The 18,679-nt window shown below is 71.7% G+C and carries 16 protein-coding genes and 1 pseudogene; 6 read left to right on the forward strand and 11 right to left on the reverse strand.

Annotated features, from left to right (window positions below):
• Positions 1–15: 15 nt before the first annotated feature.
• Positions 16–1,875 (reverse strand): glycoside hydrolase family 15 protein, encoded by a 1,860-nt coding sequence (locus ACZ68L_RS05015; protein ID WP_469574566.1) that lies wholly within the window; start codon positions 1,873–1,875, stop codon positions 16–18.
• Between the two features lie 38 nt (positions 1,876–1,913).
• The gene (locus tag ACZ68L_RS05020) at positions 1,914–2,048 is read right to left on the reverse strand and encodes a hypothetical protein (protein WP_469574253.1); all 135 of its coding nucleotides are present in this window, start codon (positions 2,046–2,048) and stop codon (positions 1,914–1,916) included.
• Between ACZ68L_RS05020 and ACZ68L_RS05025 the strand changes: the two genes are divergently transcribed.
• From ACZ68L_RS05025 to ACZ68L_RS05035, 3 genes are all read left to right on the forward strand, one after another.
• Positions 2,047–2,544 (forward strand): peptidylprolyl isomerase, encoded by a 498-nt coding sequence (locus tag ACZ68L_RS05025; RefSeq protein WP_469574255.1) that lies wholly within the window; start codon positions 2,047–2,049, stop codon positions 2,542–2,544. The genes ACZ68L_RS05020 and ACZ68L_RS05025 overlap by 2 nt on opposite strands.
• A gap of 194 nt (positions 2,545–2,738) precedes the next feature.
• Positions 2,739–3,200, forward strand: coding sequence for a hypothetical protein (locus ACZ68L_RS05030; RefSeq protein ID WP_469574257.1), 462 nt, complete (start codon positions 2,739–2,741; stop codon positions 3,198–3,200).
• 102 nt (positions 3,201–3,302) lie between these two features.
• Positions 3,303–4,046 (forward strand): Clp protease N-terminal domain-containing protein, encoded by a 744-nt coding sequence (locus tag ACZ68L_RS05035; protein WP_469574259.1) that lies wholly within the window; start codon positions 3,303–3,305, stop codon positions 4,044–4,046.
• 304 nt (positions 4,047–4,350) lie between these two features.
• Here ACZ68L_RS05035 and ACZ68L_RS05040 read toward each other — a convergent pair whose 3' ends face one another.
• Complete coding sequence (locus ACZ68L_RS05040; protein ID WP_469574260.1) at positions 4,351–4,926, reverse strand: histidine phosphatase family protein; 576 nt, start codon at positions 4,924–4,926, stop codon at positions 4,351–4,353.
• A 187-nt stretch (positions 4,927–5,113) separates the two neighbouring features.
• Positions 5,114–6,571, reverse strand: coding sequence for an aminotransferase-like domain-containing protein (locus tag ACZ68L_RS05045; RefSeq protein ID WP_469574261.1), 1,458 nt, complete (start codon positions 6,569–6,571; stop codon positions 5,114–5,116).
• Between ACZ68L_RS05045 and ACZ68L_RS05050 the strand changes: the two genes are divergently transcribed.
• Both ACZ68L_RS05050 and ACZ68L_RS05055 read left to right on the forward strand, forming a co-directional pair.
• Positions 6,570–7,520 (forward strand): DMT family transporter, encoded by a 951-nt coding sequence (locus ACZ68L_RS05050; protein ID WP_469574263.1) that lies wholly within the window; start codon positions 6,570–6,572, stop codon positions 7,518–7,520. The two genes, ACZ68L_RS05045 and ACZ68L_RS05050, sit on opposite strands and share 2 nt — an antisense overlap.
• Before the next feature lie 85 nt (positions 7,521–7,605).
• Positions 7,606–7,818 carry a DUF1918 domain-containing protein gene (locus tag ACZ68L_RS05055; protein WP_469574264.1) on the forward strand — a complete coding sequence of 71 codons (213 nt, stop codon included), beginning with the start codon at positions 7,606–7,608 and terminating at the stop codon, positions 7,816–7,818.
• 130 nt (positions 7,819–7,948) lie between these two features.
• On the opposite strand, the gene ACZ68L_RS05060 is transcribed toward ACZ68L_RS05055, so the two are convergent.
• Positions 7,949–9,241, reverse strand: a complete 1,293-nt coding sequence (locus ACZ68L_RS05060) for a glycoside hydrolase family 10-like protein (protein WP_469574266.1) — start codon at positions 9,239–9,241, stop codon at positions 7,949–7,951.
• Positions 9,242–9,438: 197 nt separating this feature from the next.
• On the opposite strand from ACZ68L_RS05060, the gene ACZ68L_RS05065 reads away from it, so the two are divergent.
• Positions 9,439–10,299, forward strand: coding sequence for a 3-hydroxybutyryl-CoA dehydrogenase (locus tag ACZ68L_RS05065; protein WP_469574267.1), 861 nt, complete (start codon positions 9,439–9,441; stop codon positions 10,297–10,299).
• Between the two features lie 73 nt (positions 10,300–10,372).
• Here ACZ68L_RS05065 and ACZ68L_RS05070 read toward each other — a convergent pair whose 3' ends face one another.
• From ACZ68L_RS05070 to ACZ68L_RS05095, 6 genes and pseudogenes are all read right to left on the reverse strand, one after another.
• Positions 10,373–10,903, reverse strand: coding sequence for an NUDIX domain-containing protein (locus tag ACZ68L_RS05070; RefSeq protein WP_469574268.1), 531 nt, complete (start codon positions 10,901–10,903; stop codon positions 10,373–10,375).
• 97 nt (positions 10,904–11,000) lie between these two features.
• Positions 11,001–12,350 carry a transcriptional regulator gene (locus ACZ68L_RS05075; protein ID WP_469574269.1) on the reverse strand — a complete coding sequence of 450 codons (1,350 nt, stop codon included), beginning with the start codon at positions 12,348–12,350 and terminating at the stop codon, positions 11,001–11,003.
• Between the two features lie 349 nt (positions 12,351–12,699).
• Positions 12,700–15,213, reverse strand: coding sequence for a phenylalanine--tRNA ligase subunit beta (gene pheT / locus ACZ68L_RS05080; protein ID WP_469574270.1), 2,514 nt, complete (start codon positions 15,211–15,213; stop codon positions 12,700–12,702).
• Positions 15,213–16,340 carry a phenylalanine--tRNA ligase subunit alpha gene (gene pheS, locus ACZ68L_RS05085; protein ID WP_469574271.1) on the reverse strand — a complete coding sequence of 376 codons (1,128 nt, stop codon included), beginning with the start codon at positions 16,338–16,340 and terminating at the stop codon, positions 15,213–15,215. The genes pheT and pheS overlap by 1 nt, the downstream gene beginning before the upstream one ends.
• A 146-nt stretch (positions 16,341–16,486) precedes the next feature.
• Positions 16,487–17,650, reverse strand: a complete 1,164-nt coding sequence (locus tag ACZ68L_RS05090; protein ID WP_469574567.1) for a sensor histidine kinase — start codon at positions 17,648–17,650, stop codon at positions 16,487–16,489.
• A gap of 465 nt (positions 17,651–18,115) precedes the next feature.
• Positions 18,116–18,616: pseudogene (locus ACZ68L_RS05095) on the reverse strand (amidohydrolase family protein); the annotation flags it as partial.
• Between the last annotated feature and the right edge of the window lie 63 nt (positions 18,617–18,679).

Here is an 18,679-nt window from a genome sequence, read left to right on the forward strand (position 1 = left end):
AAAGACTCACACGCCCTAGCCGAGCGCGCGGTCGAGACCGAAGGCCGCGCTGATCAGCGCCAGGTGAGTGAAGGCCTGAGGGAAGTTCCCGGTCTGCTCCCCGGTGTGGCCGATCTCCTCCGCATACAGACCGAGGTGGTTGGCGTACGTGAGCATCTTCTCGAACGCGAGTCGGGCCTCGTCCAGGCGACCGGCGCGGGCCAGCGCCTCGACGTACCAGAACGAGCAGATCGAGAACGTGCCCTCATCGCCCCGCAGTCCGTCCGGGCTGGTCTGCGGGTCGTAGCGGTAGACCAGCGAGTCGGACACCAGGTCCTCGCCCAGCGCGTCCAGCGTGGCGAGCCACTTCGGGTCGGTCGGGGAGACGAACTTCGCCAGCGGCATCATCAGCAGGGACGCGTCGAGGACGTGGCCGTCCTCGTACTGGACGAAGGCGTGCCGCTCGTCGGACCAGCCATGGCGCATGATCCGGCGATAGATCGCGTCCCGGGCCCGCCCCCACCGCACGAAGTCGACGGGCAGGCCGCGGTGCTGGGCCAGCCGCATGGCGCGCTCGATGGCCACCCAGCACATCAATCGCGAGTAGAGGAAGTTCTTGCGCCCGCTGCGCGTCTCCCAGATCCCCTCGTCGGGCTGGTCCCAGTGGTCGCACACCCAGTCGACCACCTCGCTGATGCTGTCCCAGTGCGCACTGGAGATGGGCTGCCCCCACTTGTTGTAGAGGTAGAGGGCGTCGACGAGCGCCCCGTAGATGTCCAGCTGCAACTGGCCGACGGCATCATTGCCGACGCGTACGGGGGCCGAGCCCCGGTACCCCTCCAGATGGGTCAGTTCTCGCTCGGGCAGCTCACGGCGCCCGTCGATGCCGTACATGATCTGCAGCGGGCCGGTCGTCTCGGTCACTTCGAGGGGGACATGCTCGGAAAGGAAACCCATAAAGGCCTCGGCCTCCTCGGTGAAGCCGAGCCTGAGCAGCGCATACGCGCAGAACGCCGCATCACGGATCCATACGTAGCGGTAGTCCCAGTTGCGCTCGCCCCCGATGCGTTCGGGCAGGCTGGTGGTCGGCGCGGCGATGATGGCGCCGGTCGGGGCGTAGGTGAGCAGCTTCAGGGTGAGGGCCGAGCGGTGCACCATCTCCCGCCAGCGACCGCGGTACCGCGACCGGGACAGCCACCGCCGCCAGTACCCGACGGTGTCGTTGAACTGCCGCTCCGCCTCGGACAGCGGGCAGAAGCGGGGCGCCACGTCGCCGCCGACCCGGTCGAGGGCGAAGACCGCGGACTCGCCCTCGTGCAGCTTGAACAGCGACCACACGTCCGGGCCGGCGACCTCGAACGGCACGCTCGATGTCAGCGCGAGAGTGAGGGAGGGCGATTCGAAGACCGCCTGGCCGTGCTGTGCGTGCACGGTGTGCGGCTGCGCCCCGTACTCGAAACGGGGGGCCACACGGGCGCGGAACGGCAGCGATCCGCGGACGCACACCACGCGGCGGATCAGACGGTGCCGGTCGGCCTCGCGCGAATCGTCGAGTACCGGCATGAAGTCCTGGACCTCGCCGACCCCGTCCTCCGAGAAGAAGCGGGTGATCAGCACATTGGTGTCGGGGAAGTAGAACTGCTTGGTGCGCGTCGGGGCATCCGCCGCGAGCTCGAAGTACCCGCCGCGGTCGGCGTCGAGGATCGAGGCGAAGACGCTGGGCGCGTCGAAGCGCGGGCAGCAGTACCAGTCGATGGTGCCGTTGCTGCCCACCAGCGCCGCGCTGCGCAGATCGCCGATCAGGCCGTGCTCGGCGACCGGCAGGTAGCGGGGCGCACCGACACCCGGGGACGCACCGAAGGCACTGAACGTCCCGGTGCTCGCGTTGGCCTCCACAGTCACGACGGACCTCCCTGAGCCTGCGCACCCCCTGTTCAGGCTAACCAGTCGTCGACGTGCAGGACAGCGGGCGCGAGGGCCGCGGTGTCCACCCCCGCTGCCACGTCGGCGGGCCCGATACCCTGCCCGCCCGTCGGCTCCGGGCACGTCGATGTCAGGATGGTTTCCATGACGAGCAAGGTTTACTTCGATATCACCATCAACGACGAGCCCGCCGGGCGGATCACGTTCAAGCTGTTCGACGACGTCGTGCCCAAGACCGCGGAGAACTTCCGCCAGCTGGCCACCGGCGAGAAGGGCTTCGGCTACAAGGGGTCGTCCTTCCACCGGATCATCCCCGACTTCATGCTGCAGGGCGGCGACTTCACCCGGGGCGACGGCACCGGCGGCCAGAGCATCTACGGGGCGAAGTTCGCGGACGAGAACTTCAAGCTCACGCACACCAAGCCGGGCCTGCTGTCCATGGCCAACAGCGGCCCCAACTCCAACGGCTCCCAGTTCTTCATCACGACCATCGTGACGTCGTGGCTGGACGGCAAGCACGTGGTGTTCGGCGAGGTCGACAACCAGGAGAGCATGGACCTGGTCAAGAAGATCGAGGCCCTCGGTTCGCAGAGCGGCCGGCCCTCGGCGAAGATCACCATCGCCGACAGCGGCAGCCTCTGACCTGTACGCGGGAACACTGACATGAGCGCGCCGTCCGACGGACCCCGTCGGGCGGCGCGCTCCGTCGTACCGGGCAGGCAATGGTGCGCCCGCGCCGGACCGGTCGACCTCGGCCGACCGACCGGCCCCGCGCCTTCGCTCGCTACGGCGTCGGGATGGGGAACGAATTTCATGGCGGGGGCCGCAGTCTGTCCATGTCCAACGGGGGCACGGACGTCTTCGTCGATGTGCTCATGCTGGCCGTGTCCGATCTTGCCGAGAGCTCCTGGGACCATCGCTTCGCCACCCTGTTGACCTGGCAGGACCAGAACATCATGGGGCGCGGGACGGTCGGGTTCGATCTGGAGGACGTCGACTGGGGCCGCTCGCCGCACGAGCGGGCCGCTGCGAAGGACATCGTCCTGCGGGTGCTCGATCTCGCGCTGCGCGGGCACCGGTGGGACGAGCTGGACTACGAGCCGCCGTTCGCCGAGGACTGCCTGCGGCAGTACCGGGACATGGTCGAGACGTTCGATCCGGCCGGTGCCGAGCGGCGGCGCTGCCGTTCTCCCTTCCCCGGCCCGGAGGAGGCCGCCATGGCCTCGTGCGTGCGGCACCGCGTCCTGTGCGCGCCGGACCACCAGGAGGGATGCGTCTTCTGTACGGCACTGCTCTGAGCCCCTGCACGGCACTGCTCTGCACCCCGCCGCACGACATTCACCGCCCTGCACTGTCAACCACGGGTTGACAGTGCAGGGCTGTCAACCTACGGTTGACACATGGTGAATCCCGTACGCATGAGCAATCCCGTGCGCCTCGACGAACTGATCGAGGCCATCAAGAAGGTCCACACCGACGCCCTCGACCAGCTCTCCGACGCGGTCATCACCGCGGACCACCTCGGCGATGTCGCCGACCATCTGATCGGGCACTTCGTGGACCAGGCCCGGCGGTCCGGCGCTTCCTGGACGGACATCGGGAAGAGCATGGGGGTGACCAGGCAGGCGGCCCAGAAGCGATTCGTCGCCAAGGACCCCGGCGAGCCGTCGGACCTCGACCCCAGCCAGGGGTTCAGCCGCTTCACCGAGCGGGCCAGGAACGTCGTGATGGCGGCGCAGAACGAGGCCCGTGCGGCGGGCAACGACGAGGTACGCACCGAGCACCTGGTGCTGGGGCTGCTCAGCGAGCCGGAGGCGCTCGGCCCCGCGTTCATCAGGGCCCAGGGCGTCACGCCGGACGAGGTCCGCCGGGCCGCGGCGGAGGCACTGCCGGCCGCGGCCGGCACGGTGCCGGAGATCATCCCGTACGACGCCGGGGCCCGTAAGGCGCTGGAGCTGACGTTCAGGGAGGCCCTGCGGATGGGCCACAACTACGTCGGCACCGAGCACATCCTCCTGGCCCTGCTGGAGCAGGAGGACGGCGCGGGCGTGCTGACGGGTCTCGGCCTCGACAAGGCGACCACCGAGACGGCCCTCGCCGAGGCCGTCACACTCGTCGCCGGCCCCTCGGACAAGGAGGCCTGACCGGCACCTGACCGTCCGGGGCGCGCGCGACGGGGCAGGGCTCCCCCGCCGGGCGACCGTTGCCCCTGGGGCCGCTGCCGGACATCCATCGCCCACGAGCCGTTCCCCGTGGCCCGGCCGACCCCGTTGGCCGGGGCACGGGCAACGATTCGGCCTTCACGACCCGGTCGTGGTCGCGAAGGCCGATGCCGGGCTCGGGGGCGGGTGCGGATGCCGCCGCGCGACGGGAAGACTCCGTGCACCCACGGAAGCGGGACGGCCAGCGGGCTCGCGCTTCGAACGCGAACCCACGGAAGCGGGACGGTCAGCGGGCTCGCGCTTCGAGCCTGAGGCTCCAGCGGCCCGGCATGCCGATGAGCGTGACCGTGGACAGCGGTCGCACGTCGACGTTCCAGTACGTCGACGGCGGGGCCTTGAGCGCGTAGACGAGGGCGGCCCGGACGACTGCCGGTTCGGCGACGGCGACGATGGCCCCGTCGCACGCGGGGCGGGTGTCCAGCCAGCCCCCTATCCGCGAGATGAAGGCGAGCAGCGGTTCGCCGCCGTGCGGGGCGGAGCGCGGGTCGGCGAGCCAGGCGTCGACGGCCGCGGGTTCGCACGCCGCGACCTCGGCGAGGGTGCAGCCGCGCCAGCGGCCCATGTCGCAGTCGCGCAGGGCGGGCTGGACGAGCGGCGCGTAGCCGAGGGCCTCGCCGGTGGCACGGCTGCGCGGGGTCGGCGAGCAGTAGCGCAGTTCGGCGGCGCCCAAGGGCACGAGGGTGTGCGCGACGAGTTGCACCTCGTGCCAGCCGGCGTGGTCGAGCGGCCGGTCGTCGTCGAAGCGCTCGGCGAGCAGGGCGGAGCTGCGCGCCGCGGCGACGAGCGAGACTCGAACAGTCATGGCGGCGATCGTGGAGCCGAACGCCACGCGGGTCAAGGGTGCCTACGCAAGCGCCTCCGGCTCGGCCGAACCGGAGGCGCGCCCACCGGTTCGGGTGCTTCCGTGGCTTGAAGCCGCCCTCCCCGTGGACGCCACGGGCACCCTCGGCGGGTACCGTCGGGGGCATGACGTCGCGTCCGGCCGGGGTTCATGCCCCGAAGCCGGTCAGGACCTCGTCGCAGGCGGTGCGCAGACGGTGCACCCCCTCGGCGATCTCGGGCGGGCCGGCGACCGCGGCATAGCTCAACCGGATGTGCGGGGACGGGGGTTCGGCGCAGAAGTACGGGCGGCCGGGTGCGATGGCCACACCCGCGCGCAGTGCGGCCGAGACCACCGCGGACTCGTCCGTGCCGGCTTCCGACTCGGGCAGGCGCAGCCACAGGCTGCCGCCGCCCGCGGGCATGAGGGGGAGCGTGAGTGCGGGGAGCTCCAGCCGCAGGGCCGTGGTCATGGCGGTGCGCCGGTTCCTCAGCTCGGCCGACAGGGCACGCAGGTGGTGACCCCACGCCGGGGAGCCGACCAGTTCGAGCGCGGCCTCCTGGAGCGGCCGGGGAACGAAGAAGCTGTCGACGATCTGGATGGCCCGCAGCCTCCCCAGCACCGGGCCGCGCGCGGCGAGCGCGCCCACGCGCAGGCTGGCCGAGGTGACCTTGGTGAGGGAGCAGACGTGGACGACCACACCGTCGGGGTCGTCCGCGGCCAGGGGTGCGGGCAGCGGCCCGGCGTCGTCGTGGACCAGACGGCGGGCGAAGTCGTCCTCGACGACGAAGGCTCCCGCCGCACGTGCGATCCGGACGACCTCGCCGCGCCGCTCGGGAGCGAGGATCGTGCCGGTCGGGTTCTGGAAGAGCGGCTGGCAGACGAAGACCCGGGCGCCGGTGGCCCGGAACGCGGCGGCGAGCAGCTCCGGCCGTACGCCGTCGGCGTCCACAGGCACCGGCACGGGCCGCAGGCCGGTGGCGCGGGCGGCGGCCAGCATGCCCGGGTAGGTGGGCGATTCGACCAGGACCGGGGCGCCGGGCGGCGCGAGCGCGCGCAGGGCGACGGCCAGGGCGCTCTGGCCGCCTGCGGTGATCAACACGTCGGCGGCGGTGACGGCGGGCCCGATCTCCCGGGCGAACCAGGCCCGCAGTTCGGTCAGGCCGTCGGTGGGCGGGCGGTCCCAGGCGCCGGGGCGGCGACCGGCCCTGGCGAGGGCGGCGGCGAGCGCCCGCTCCGGCTGGAGCGAGGAGTGGAGGTAGCCGCCGTTGAGCTCGATGACGCCGGGCGGCGGCGCGGCGAGCGTGACCAGGACGCCTGAGGCGTCGACGGTACGCGGCACCGCTTCGGGACCGCCGTCGCCACTGAGCGAGACCTCCTGCCAGGAGGTGTCGCCCGGCAGGGGCACATCGGTACGGGGCCGCGCCCGGAAGGCGCCGGAGCCGGGCCGGGTGACGACGAGGCCCTCGGCGGCGAGCCGGGCGATGGCCCGGGAGACGGTGACCGGGCTGACCCGGAAGCGCTCCACCAGGGCCCGACTGGACGGCAGCTTTCCACCGGGCGAGTAGCGGTTCAACTCACCACGGAGAGATTCCACCAGTTCAGCGACGCTGCTACGCTCTTGCATGAGAGTAAACGATAGCGATACTCACCAGAGCGCGATAGCGATTGCTTCATCGGCGGCCCCCACGACGGCCGGTACGGCGAACCGAGGGGGTGTGGCTCTCGCCGGACTCGGCGTCGTCGCCTTCTCGCTGACCTTCCCGTCCACCGCCTGGGGCCTGGAGAGCTTCGGCCCCTGGTCGCTGGTGTCGCTGCGCACCCTGCTCGCCGCCGTGATCGCGGGCGGTGCGCTGCTCGCGGGGCGGGTCCCGGTGCCGGACCGCCGGCACTGGTCCGGGCTCGTCGTGGTCGCCGCGGGTGTGGTGGTGGGCTTCCCGCTGCTGACCACGCTGGCGCTGCAGACCTCGACGACCTCGCACGCGGCCGTGGTGGTGGGGCTGCTCCCGCTGACCACCGCGGTGTTCTCCTCACTGCGGACCGGCGCGCGGCCGTCCCGCGCCTTCTGGATCGCGGCGCTCGCCGGGGCCGGTGTGGTGATCGCGTTCACCGTGCAGCAGAGCGGTGGCTCGTTGTCCGGCGGTGATCCGTATCTGTTCGGTGCGCTGCTGGTGTGCGCGGCGGGGTACACCGAGGGCGGCAGGCTGGCCGGGATCATGCCGGGCTGGCAGGTGGTCGGCTGGGCGCTGATCCTCTGTCTGCCCCTGGCGGTCGCGGGAGCGGCGGTCGCACTGCCGTCGGAGCCGGTACGGCTGACCGCGCACGGAGTGCTCGGCCTGGTCTGGGTGGCCGCCGGGTCCACCTTCCTCGGTCTCTACGTCTGGTACCGCGGGATGGCGGAGATCGGGGTGCCGCGGGCCAGCCAGCTTCAGCTCGCGCAGCCGTTGCTGACCCTGGTGTGGTCGTTCTTCCTCCTCGGCGAGAAGGTCTCGGCCGCCGCTCCGGTGGCGGCGGTCGCGGTACTGGTCTGCATCGCGGCCACCCAGCGGGCGGGACGTGCCCGCCGCGCCGGATGAGAACCTCGTTCCTCCACCGGGCGAAGTCACCGTTCGGTCATAGAATTGTCGACAAGGACCGCCACCCGTGAGGAGGTCACTCCCGATGGAGGCACACGCGGGCGACCGGCTGCTGACGCACGGCAGGACCGTGGGGCAGCACGACCATGTCGCAGAAATCGTCGAAGTGCTCGGTGCCGGGGGTACCCCCCCGTACCGCGTCCGCTCCGAGGACGGGCACGAACACCTCATTTCACCCGGTCCCGACAGCGTCGTGCAGCACGCCGCCGTCCGGAAGCAGGCGCCGGAGACCCCGTAACGGCCTTCGGCGGACGCATTGCTCCTCGCCCCCGGGACGTGGGCGGGCCGACGGCTTCCCGTCGGCCCGCCCACAGCACCCGGTGCGTCCGCTCCGCTTCTCCTGTGAGCGGCGTGGACGCATTCCTCTGTCAGCGGGGTGGCCGCACCCTGTTGCGGTAGTGGTCGGCGACCACCCGGGCAATGGCTCCGTTCCGGTCGGTCACCACGTCCTTGCCGGAGAAGTAGACATGACCGCGCACCTGGTCGTGGCCGGCCGCGAAGTCGAGGTGGCGGGAGAGTTCGGCCGGGTCCTGCCAGGCGGCGGGCTGTGCGGGGTCACCGGCCTTGTAGAGGGCCTCGCCCACGAAGAGGTCGACGCCCGTGCCCCGTACGACCTCGCTCCACCAGGGCAGCAGCTTGGCGTAGTCGGCGGCGGCGAAGCCGATGTTCCAGTAGATCTGGGGGCAGATGTAGTCGATCCAGCCTTTCTTGATCCAGCCGCGGGTGTCGGCGTGCAGATCGTCGTAGGTCTGCACCCCCGCCTTCGTGTCGGAGCCGAGCGGGTCGGTCGCGGCGTTGCGCCACACCCCGAACGGGCTGATCCCGAACTGGACGTTCTTCTTGATCTTCTTGATCCGCTCGGCCGTCTCGCGCACCAGCTTGTCGGTGTTGTCGCGCCGCCAGGCGGCCTTGTCCGGGAAGCCGGCGCCGTATTTCGCGTACGTGGCGTCGTCGTCGAAGACCTGCCCGGCCACCGGGTACGGGTAGAAGTAGTCGTCCCAGTGCACGGCGTCGATGTCGTAGCGGCGGACCGCGTCGAGCATCGCATCCTGGACGAAGCGGCGGACCTCGGGGATTCCGGGGTTGTAGTAGAGCTTCCCGCCGTACGGCAGGACCCAGTCGGGGTGCAGCCGGGCGGGGTGCGTGGCGATCAGCCGGGACGGGTCGGTGTGGTTGGCGACCCGGTACGGGTTGAACCAGGCGTGCAGTTCCAGGCCGCGGTGGTGGGCCTCGCGGACGGCGGTGCCCAGCGGATCCCAGCCGGGGTCCTTGCCCTGCGCTCCGGTGAGGTACTCGGCCCACGGCTCGTAGGGGGAGGGCCACAGCGCGTCGGCGGTCGGCCGGACCTGAAGGATCACGGCGTTCATCCGGCGGTCGACGGCCTCGTCGAGATAGGCGATCAGCTCGGCCCGTTGCGCGGCGGCCGTCAGTCCGGGCTTCGACGGCCAGTCGAGGTTGGCGACGGTGGCGACCCACATGCCGCGCAGCTCACGCCGGTCGACGTGGTGACCGCCCCGGCGCGGCGATGCGTCCGTCCGCCCGGAACCGCCCTGCCGGGACGGAACCGCGACGGCCGCACCCGCCGTGGTGACCGTGCTCACCACACCCGCGACCACACCGGCCGCACCCGCCACAAAGCTTCTTCGGGCCATTTGCCGCATATCCCTGCACCTGCCGTTTCTCTGTCCTCGTCGTCCACATCCGTCGCCCCTGTATTCAGGCGTAACGCAGAGCATGCCCGCCCCGGCCCGCGATGACCCGTAGGCCGCGGAGTAACGTCGTGGGGTCGGGGCGGGCACCGGAATCAGACGGGAACCTGCGACACGGGAACAGCGAAAGGCACGAGGTGACGGACTCTATGGCCGACATTGCACGCGTCGGAGTGGTGGGCTGTGGCCAGATGGGCGCGGGTATCGCGGAGGTGTGCGCCCGCAGCGGTCTTGAGGTCATGGTGGCCGAGACCACCGGCGAGGCGCTGGAGATCGGCCGCACCCGGCTGCAGAACTCCCTCTCGAAGGCCGCCGAACGAGGCAAGATCACTCCGGAGGAGCGCGACGAGACACTGGCCCGGCTGAGCTTCACCACCGATCTCGGAGAGTTCGCCGACCGCGATCTCGTCATCGAGGCGGTCGTGGAGAACGAGCAGGTCAAGACCGAGATCTTTCAGGTGCTCGACCAGGTGGTGACCCGGCAGGACGCGATCCTCGCCTCGAACACCTCCTCCATCCCGCTGGTGAAGCTGGCCGTGGCGACCTCTCGTCCGGACCAGGTCATCGGCATCCACTTCTTCAACCCGGCCCCGGTGCAGAAGCTCGTCGAGCTGATCCCCGCGCTGACGACGTCCGACGAGACGGTGAAGCGCGCCGAGGCCCTGGTGCAGGACGTCCTCGGCAAGCACCCGATCCGTGCCCAGGACCGCTCCGGCTTCGTCGTCAACGCGCTGCTGATTCCGTATCTGCTCTCCGCGATCCGGATGTTCGAGTCGGGGATCGCCAGCCGTGAGGACATCGACAACGGAATGGAGCTCGGCTGCGCCCACCCGATGGGTCCGCTCAAGCTCTCCGACCTGATCGGTCTCGACACGGTGGCCTCCGTCGCCGACTCCATGTACGCGGAGTTCAAGGAGCCGCTGTACGCCGCTCCCCCGCTGCTCCAGCGGATGGTGGACGCGGGCCGGCTCGGCCGCAAGACGGGCTCGGGCTTCTACCCGTACTCCTGATTCCTCATCTCGTGCCCGGACGGGGCCGGCCGGGGCGATCCCCCGGCCGGCCCCGTCCGTGGTTCAGGGCGCCTCACCCCAGCCGCAAGTGATGGAGCATCATCAGCCCGGCCGCCATGCCGGCGGCCGGGACCTCGCCGCGGGCGATCAGCTCGGGCACCCGCCTGAGCGGTATCCACTCACGGCGCGAGGACTCGAAGGCGTCGCTGGGCGGACCGGTCCAGCCGGCCTCCTCCGACCAGTAGAAGTGGTGCCGGGCGTCGGTGAGGCCGTTCGAGGGCTCCACGGTCAGCAGCGGGCGCAGCGGGCCGGGGCGCCAGCCGGTCTCCTCCTCCATCTCCCGGGCGGCGGCGGCCGCGATGTCCTCACCGTCCTCGACCACCCCGGCGGCCAGTTCCCACCCCCAGCTGTCGGTGATGAACCGGTGTCGCCAGAGCAGCAGCACCTCGTCGGCCTCGTTGACGGCGGTGGCCGCCGCGACGGGCCGGAGCCGGATGAGGTAGTGGTCGAGGTGACGGCCGTCGGGGATGACCACATCGGCCAGATTGACCCGGAACCAGCGATTCTCATACACAGTTTGTTCGTTCAGATTCGCCCATTGCACAGTTTTGCCACCTTCCGACAAGTAGGTGGCAACATCGCAGCAGGATCGGCATCGGAGGGGAACGCACCGGTACCCGCGGGTCCGCGCGCGGCGGTACTCACAGCGGTACGCGCAGCGCCCCGTCGATCAGTTCGGCGGCCCGCCCCGCCTCGGCACAGCCGCTCGCGATCAGATCCTCGCGCACCGCGCGCAGCCGGTCGCGCAGCCGCTGCGACTCCATGCCCCTGGCCCGTTCCGCCATCTCCACGGCCGTGGCCGCGGCCCGGTCCGCCTCGCCCTGACGCAGCTCGACGTGGGTCAGCATGGCCAGCCGGTGCACCCGCCCCCGGTCGTGCGCCGGCGTCCGCACGGCCGTCGTCGCATGCTCCCGTGCCCCCGGCAGATCGCCGAGGCTGAGCAGGGCCTCGGCCACCTGCACGTCGACCAGGCCAGGCTGGACGTACCCGGTCTCGTCCGGTTCATGGCCCGGCCGGATGCGTTCGGCCTCCGACTCGGCGCGCCGGATGCACTCCAGGGCGCTGCCCGCGTCGCCGATGCGGGCGTACGCCTTGGCCTGCATCGCGTACAGATCGGCGGCCAGCGCCGGAGTGATGTGCCTGCCCGCGGCCCGCAGCGCCGCCTGCGCGAAGGCCACCGACTGCCGGTAGTCGGCGAGGAACAGCGACTGGTTGACCAGCAGGGCGATCACATATCCGCCCAGTGCCCGGTCGCCGCTCGCCTTGGCCAGCCGCAGCGCCTGGTGGAAGTAGCGCTGGGCGAGCCCGTGCGCGTCGGAGTCGTAGGCGCAGATGCCCGCGACCGCCACCAGCCCGCCCGTCGCCCGGTGCAGTTGGCGCCCTGTCGCGTCGCTGTAGCCGCCGCGCAGCAGCGGCGCGGTCTCGGCGTTGAGGAAGCCGACGATGCGGGACCGGGTCGCGATTCCACCGGCCCTGCGGTACATCAGTTCGTAGTGGGCACGGGCCGCACGCAGCATCACTATGTCGGCCGTGCCGACGCGGGTGACGCCGCCGCGGGAGACGTCGGCGTCCTCGGGCGGGTTCTCCCACTCCCAGACGGGCATCACCGCCAGGGTGCCCGTGACGGCGGCCGAGGCGAGTGTGTGCGGGCGCTGCTGTGCGTCGGAGCGCCACAGCGCGGTGGCCCGCTCGACGAATCCGGTGAGCGTGGACGCGGGCACGGCCGCGCCGGCGCCCGGGGTCGCCATGCCGATGTCGTCCAGCGAAAGAGGCCTGTTCAGCCGGTTCCCGAGCACTTCGCAGATCAGGTCCGGCACCTGGCCGCGCGGGCGCTGTCCCTTCAACCAGCGGGCCACCGCGGTGTGTTCGTACCGCAGGCACAGTCCGCGGGAGCGGCCGGCCCGGTTGATGTGCGCGGCGAGGCCCGCCCGGGACACCCCCGCCTCCTCGATCAGGGCCTCCAGCAGAATGTTCGGCTCCGTTGCCCCCATGCGCCCCTCCGGTGGTTCGGCACGCCGAGGCGTGTCGCACCAGTGGAGCACGATTCACACGGGGTGTGAACGGAATGCCCCAACCGTCCCGCTGCGCACGCTGTTGCACCGATGCGCGGATCGGTTGAATCAGTCGTCTCGCAAGAGGCGGCCGGGTCGTCTGCTCCCCCTCGTACAGTCGACGACCCGCACCCGCGCCGTCCGTCTCCGCCGACCTGCCCGATGCTCCGCGGCGGCGAGGACGGCGCGGGGAACGCCCGCGAGCGGTTCTGTGCCGCTCGGCGAGCACGGAAGGGGCGTATCCGGTCGCCGGATACGCCCCTTCATTCACGCCGTGCGACGCGCGGTGCTATGCGCCCCGCAGCACCGCGCCCGTCCGCTCGGCGGCCAGCGCCACCGCGGCGTCACGGGCGGCCGTGGCCTCGTCGACGGTCAGCGTGCGGTCCGCGGCGCGGAAGCGCAGCGCGTACGCCAGGGACTTGCGGCCCGCACCGATCTGCTCGCCGGTGAAGACGTCGAACAGCCGCAGCGATTCGAGGAGTTCACCCGCGCCCGCGCGCAGCGCCCGCTCCACCTCGGCGGCGGGGACGCTCTCGGCGACGATCAGCGCGACGTCCTGGGTCGCCACCGGGAAGGCGGAGATGCGGGGCGCCCGGAGCGCACCGTCGGCCGCCTGCTCCAGGACGTCGAGCTCGACCTCCATGGCGCAGGTGCGCTCCGGCAGGTGGAGCTCCTTGATGACGCGCGGGTGCAGCTCGCCGGCGTGCCCGAAGAGGGTCTCCTCGCCGTTCACCGTCACATACAGCGCGGCGCAGCGGCCCGGGTGCCACGGTGCGTGCTGGTCGCTCCGGACGATCACCTCGACACCGGCCTCGCGGGCGATGGTACGGGCGGCCTCGATGGAGTCCGCCCAGTCGGCCGGGCGGCCCTTGCCCCACCAGCCGGCCTGCTCGCGGGCGCCCGCGAGGACGACCGCGGCGCGGCGCGGCTGACGCGGCAGCGTGGCGTCGAGCCCGGCGATCTCCTCGTCGGTGGGACGCCGGTCGACCGGCAGCCGCACGGCCTTCGTCTCGCTGCCGGTGGGCCTGAAGACCAGGCCGGTCTCGAAGAGCGCGAGGTCGTGGCTGCCGCGGCCGTCGTTGCGCCGCAGTGCGCCGAGCAGGCCCGGCAGCAGCGTGGTGCGCAGCGCCGGCTCCTCGTCGGAGAGCGGGTTGACGAGCTCGACCGTACGGCGACGGGCGTCGTCGGCGTCGATCCCGAGCTGGTCGAGGACCGCGTCACCGATGAACGGGTAGTTCAGCGCCTCGACGTAGCCGGCCCCGGCGAGCGCCCGGCCGACCCTGCGGTGCAGCCGCTGGCGGTCGGTGAGCCCGCGGCCGGACGGCGGCGTCGGGAGGGTGGACGGGAGGTTCTCGTAGCCTTCGAGCCGGATGACCTCTTCGGCGAGGTCGTTGGGCTCGCCGAGGTCGGGGCGCCAGGACGGCACGGTGACGAGCAGCTCGTCCTGACCGTAGACGTCGCAGCCGACCTCCTGGAGACGCCGTACGACGGTCTCGCGGCCGTAGGTGACACCGGCCACCCGGTCGGGATGGTCGGCGGGCATCGTGATGGTGCGGGGCGCGGACGGGGCGCTGACCTCGGTGACCCCGGCCTCGGCGGTGCCTCCGGCGAGCAGCACCAGGAGGTCGACGGTGCGCTGCGCGGCGGCGGCCGCGGCCTGCGGGTCGGCGCCGCGCTCGAAGCGCTTGGACGCCTCGGAGGACAGCTTGTGGCGGCGCGCGGTACGGGCGATCGAGATCGGGTCGAAGTGCGCGGCCTCGATGACGACCTCGGTGGTGCTGTGCGCACCCTCCTGGACGTCCGCGATCTCGGTGTTGGCACCGCCCATGACGCCCGCGAGGCCGATCGGCCCGCGGTCGTCGGTGATGACCAGGTCCTCGGCGTCCAGGACGCGGACGGTGCCGTCGAGGGTGGTGAGCTTCTCGCCCTGCTGGGCGCGGCGCACCCCGATCGGCCCGTCGAGGCGGGAGCGGTCGTAGGCGTGCAGCGGCTGGCCGAGCTCCAGCATCACGTAGTTGGTGACGTCGACGGCGAGCGAGATCGGACGCATCCCGGCCTTCTGCAGCCTGCGCCGCAGCCAGATCGGGGAGCGGGCCTCGGGCTGGAGGCCGACGACGGCGCGCGCGGTGAACCTGTCGCAGCCGATCGGGTCGGCGATCTTGACCGGGTAGCCGAACGCGTTGGGAGCGGGCACGTCGAGAAGCGCCGGGTCGCGCAGCGGCAGCCCGTACGCGATGGCGGCCTCGCGGGCGACACCACGCATGGAGAGGCAGTAGCCGCGGTCCGGTGTGACGGCGATGTCGAGGACCTCGTCGACGAGCTGGAGCAGCTCGATGGCGTCGGTGCCGACCTCGTGCTCCGGCGGCAGCACGATGATGCCGTGGGTGCCGTCGTCGCCCATGCCGAGTTCGTCGGTGGAGCAGATCATGCCGTGCGAGGTCTTGCCGTACGTCTTGCGTGCGGCGATCGCGAAGTCGCCGGGCAGGACGGCGCCCGGGAGGACCACGACGACCTTGTCGCCGACGGAGAAGTTACGGGCTCCGCAGACGATCTCCTGCGGCTCACCGGTGCCGTTGGCACCGCCGACGTCGACCGTGCAGAAGCGGATGGGCTTCTTGAAGCCCTCCAGTTCCTCGATGGTCAGTACCTGTCCGACGACCAGCGGGCCCTTGAGGCCGGCGCCGATCCGCTCGACGGTCTCGACCTCCAGACCCACGGCGACGAGCTTGGCCTGTACGTCTCGGCCGGTCTCCGTCGCCGGCAGGTCGACGTACTCCCGCAGCCAGGAAAGCGGGACGCGCATCAGATCTCCATCCCGAACGGCCGGGTGAACCGGACGTCACCCTCGACCATGTCTCGCATGTCTTCTACGTTGTGGCGGAACATCAGCATGCGTTCGATGCCGAAGCCGAAGGCGAATCCGCTGTACTTCTGGGGGTCGACGCCGCAGGCGATGAGCACCTTGGGGTTGACCATGCCGCAGCCGCCGAGCTCGATCCAGCCCTCGCTGCCGCAGGTGCGGCAGGGGCGGTCCGGGTTGCCGACGGACGTGCCGCGGCAGACGTAGCAGACCATGTCCATCTCGGCGGACGGCTCGGTGAACGGGAAGAAGTTCGGCCGGAGCCGGGTCTTCATGTCCGGGCCGAAGAGCGCCTGGACCATGTGGTCGAGGGTGCCCTTGAGGTCGGCCATGGTCAGGCCCTCGTCGACGGCCAGCAGCTCGATCTGGTGGAAGACCGGGGTGTGCGTCGCGTCGAGCTCGTCGGTGCGGTAGACGCGGCCGGGGCAGACGACGTAGACGGGGGGCTCGCGGTCGAGCAGCGTACGGGCCTGGACCGGCGAGGTGTGCGTACGCAGCACGACACCGGACTCGTCGTTGTCCGCTCCGTCGGCGCCGCGGACGAAGAAGGTGTCCTGCATCTGCCGGGCCGGGTGGTCGGGCACGAAGTTCAGGGCGTCGAAGTTGAACCACTCCGCCTCGGCCTCGGGGCCCTCCGCGACCTCGTAGCCCATGGCCACGAAGACGTCCGCGACGCGCTCCATGAAGGTCGTCAGCGGGTGACGGGCGCCGGCCGGGGTGCGGTCGTAGGGCAGCGTGACATCCACCGCCTCCTCGACCAGCACGCGGGCGTCCCGCTCGGCCTCCAGCTCCGCCTGCCGGGCGGCGAGGGCCTTGCCCACGGCGCCGCGGGCCTGGCCCACGCGCTTGCCCGCCTCGGCCTTGGCCTGCGGCGGCAGTGCGCCGATCTCCCGGTTGGCGAGCGAGAGGGGCGAGGTACCACCGGTGTGCGCGGTCTTCGCCTGGGCGAGCGCGTCGAGGTCACCGGCGGCGGCGAAGGCGGCGAACGCCTCGTCCCGCATGCGCTCGATCTCTTCCGGTTTCAGTGCCTCGACCTCGACTGGGTCGTACGACTTGTTCGGTGCCGACATCTCTTCCCGTGCTTCCGATTGGCTGATTACTGCGCTTACCGGGGGATGCCCCGGACCCCCATGGCCCCGCTCGACGACTGGAGGACGCAAAGGTGCCAAAGGTCGAGTCTAAGGGCCTGAGAATGTGTGGGAGGCCCGTGGGCTGCTCAGACCAGGTAGGCCGGCGTGCTCACGGGCAGGATAAATCGGAATTCCGCGCCGCCGCCGGGGCCACGGCCGACCGTGATCGTACCGCCGTGCGCCTCGACGATGCCCTTGACGATGTAGAGGCCCAGGCCCGTGCCACCGCGCTTGCTCCCCCGCCAGAAGCGGGTGAAGACACGGCCCATCGATTCCTCGGGGATGCCGGGGCCTTCGTCGCTCACGGTGACGGCCGTTCCCTTCTCGTCGCTCTTCGCGGGTGCGGGTGCGACTTCGATGGTGACGGTTCCCTCGCCGTGGCGCACCGCGTTTTCCAGCAGGTTGCCGAGCACCTGGTCGACCTTGTCCGGATCTGCCCAGACCACGGGCAGCGGCTGACAGGTGCGGACGAGGAAGCGGTCCGGGGTCTGGCCGTTCGCGGTGAGGGTCTGGATGTGGCGTTCGACGGCCGCGGAGAGGTCCACGGGCTGGCGTCGCAGCTCCAGTCTCCCGGAGTCGATCCGGGAGATGTCGAGCAGTTCCGCGATGAGCCGGGTGACACGGCCCGCGTCGGCGTCGACGGTCTCCAGCATCAGGCGCTTCTGGTCGTCGGTGAACCGCTCCCACTTGGCGAGGAGGGTCGCGGTGAAGCCCTTGACGGAGGTCAGCGGCGAGCGCAGTTCGTGGGCGACCGTCGCGATCAGTTCGGCGTGGCTGCGTTCATTGCGGCGACGGGCCTCGGTGCCGCGCAGCGAGACCACCAGCCGGCGTACGGGACCGGTCGGGTGCTCGCGCACGTACCGTGCGGAGACCAGGACCTCCCGGCCGCCCGGCAGCAGCAGATTGCGCTCGGGCTGGCCGACGCGGGTGGCGAGTCCGCCGTACGGGTCGGTCAGGGCCCACCAGCGGCGGCCCTTGAGGTCCTCCAGGGGCAGCACGTGCTCCAGGGGTCGGCCGAGGGCGGCGGCCCGGGGGACGGCGGTGATCCGGGCGGCGGCGGCGTTGAAACAGATGACCCGGCCGGTCTCGTCGGCGACGACCAGACCGTCGGGGAGGTCGTCGGGGTCGACGGCCGCGTTGTAGGGTCCCGGGTCCGCGCCGTCACCCGGTCCGTCCGCCGGGCCGGGGCCCTCGCGGGGGCGCACGACGGCCGTGTGTGTGTCGCGCGGCCTGCTCATGCCGACAGCCATATCCCGTACCCCACCTCTCGAACCGGTGCAGTGGGCCCCCGAGTCCGTCACCCTACTAGTCGTCGGTGACGGAGCGACACCCTGCGGGGGCGCACTGCCACGGTCCGCCGTCGGGCGGGGTACGGGGCACGGCGTCGGCCGGACGGCGGCCTCGACGCGGTCCCCGGCCGGCCTGGTTGCCCGCTCCCGCTTCATGAGCGATCCGGAGGCGAACGATCCGGCGGCCGTGCAGGCCGCGATCACCATCAGGAGCAGGGCCGCACCCCACGAGGCACCGTTCGCCGCGCCGGTCAGCGAGGTGGCGAGCAGCGGTACGAATCCGGCCACGACTCCCGCGAGATTGTAGGACATCGCGACCACGCGGGATCGGAACGCCTCGGGGAACATGCCGGAGACCACGGCGCCGATGAGGGCGTACGGAATGGAGAGCGATCCGGTCGGGATCGGTGCGGAGCGGTCGGCGTCGAGGACCGTGAGGTCGGCGAGGTACCCGGGGACGAGGCGTCCCTTGCGGTCGCCGAAGCCGGTGGCGCGGGCGGAGCCCTCGGTCCAGACGCGCAGGGCGTCTGGACCGGGACGCGCGCGTCGGGTCCGTGGACGGCGCCCGAGCCGGTGCGCCGCTGGACCAAAACCTGGATGGCGGGCAGCGGGGCGCCGGGCGCGACGGGCCGGTCGGAGCTGCCGGGTACCGGCAGGCCGAGGTCGAGCAGCGAGCGCAGCCGGTAGGACAGGCGGTGCGCCGGGCACCGAGCGACTCGGCCATGGCGTCGCCGAACGGCGGCAGGAAGTTGTGCTGCGGTACGGGGACCACGCCCGGTTCGGCGAACCTGCCCGGCTGGTCGGGGCGGACCACCCCGGCGTGCTCGATGCGGTGGCGCGGGTGGCGGCGCCGGCGGCGTCGGCGACGGTCTCCACGGGGTACGGGAGCACGTGCCGCTGCACGAGGCGCTGGGCGGTCTCCTCCACGAGCCCGTCGGGCCGGCCGTCCTCGTCACGGGAGACGACGCCGCCGTCCGGGTCGGTGAAGCC

The organism is Streptomyces sp. NPDC104309 (assembly GCF_055584025.1).

Coding starts and splice junctions, on each gene's coding strand:
- ACZ68L_RS05065 (WP_469574267.1), top strand. CDS start 9,439: ATGGCCGACATTGCACGCGTCGGAGTGGTGGGCTGTGGCCAGATGGGC.
- ACZ68L_RS05090 (WP_469574567.1), bottom strand. CDS start 17,650: ATGGCTGTCGGCATGAGCAGGCCGCGCGACACACACACGGCCGTCGTG.
- pheT (WP_469574270.1), bottom strand. CDS start 15,213: ATGCGCGTCCCGCTTTCCTGGCTGCGGGAGTACGTCGACCTGCCGGCG.
- ACZ68L_RS05075 (WP_469574269.1), bottom strand. CDS start 12,350: ATGGGGGCAACGGAGCCGAACATTCTGCTGGAGGCCCTGATCGAGGAG.
- ACZ68L_RS05025 (WP_469574255.1), top strand. CDS start 2,047: ATGACGAGCAAGGTTTACTTCGATATCACCATCAACGACGAGCCCGCC.
- ACZ68L_RS05045 (WP_469574261.1), bottom strand. CDS start 6,571: ATGCAAGAGCGTAGCAGCGTCGCTGAACTGGTGGAATCTCTCCGTGGT.
- ACZ68L_RS05020 (WP_469574253.1), bottom strand. CDS start 2,048: ATGGAAACCATCCTGACATCGACGTGCCCGGAGCCGACGGGCGGGCAG.
- ACZ68L_RS05030 (WP_469574257.1), top strand. CDS start 2,739: ATGTCCAACGGGGGCACGGACGTCTTCGTCGATGTGCTCATGCTGGCC.
- ACZ68L_RS05040 (WP_469574260.1), bottom strand. CDS start 4,926: ATGACTGTTCGAGTCTCGCTCGTCGCCGCGGCGCGCAGCTCCGCCCTG.
- ACZ68L_RS05050 (WP_469574263.1), top strand. CDS start 6,570: ATGAGAGTAAACGATAGCGATACTCACCAGAGCGCGATAGCGATTGCT.
- ACZ68L_RS05035 (WP_469574259.1), top strand. CDS start 3,303: ATGGTGAATCCCGTACGCATGAGCAATCCCGTGCGCCTCGACGAACTG.
- ACZ68L_RS05060 (WP_469574266.1), bottom strand. CDS start 9,241: ATGCGGCAAATGGCCCGAAGAAGCTTTGTGGCGGGTGCGGCCGGTGTG.
- pheS (WP_469574271.1), bottom strand. CDS start 16,340: ATGTCGGCACCGAACAAGTCGTACGACCCAGTCGAGGTCGAGGCACTG.
- ACZ68L_RS05055 (WP_469574264.1), top strand. CDS start 7,606: ATGGAGGCACACGCGGGCGACCGGCTGCTGACGCACGGCAGGACCGTG.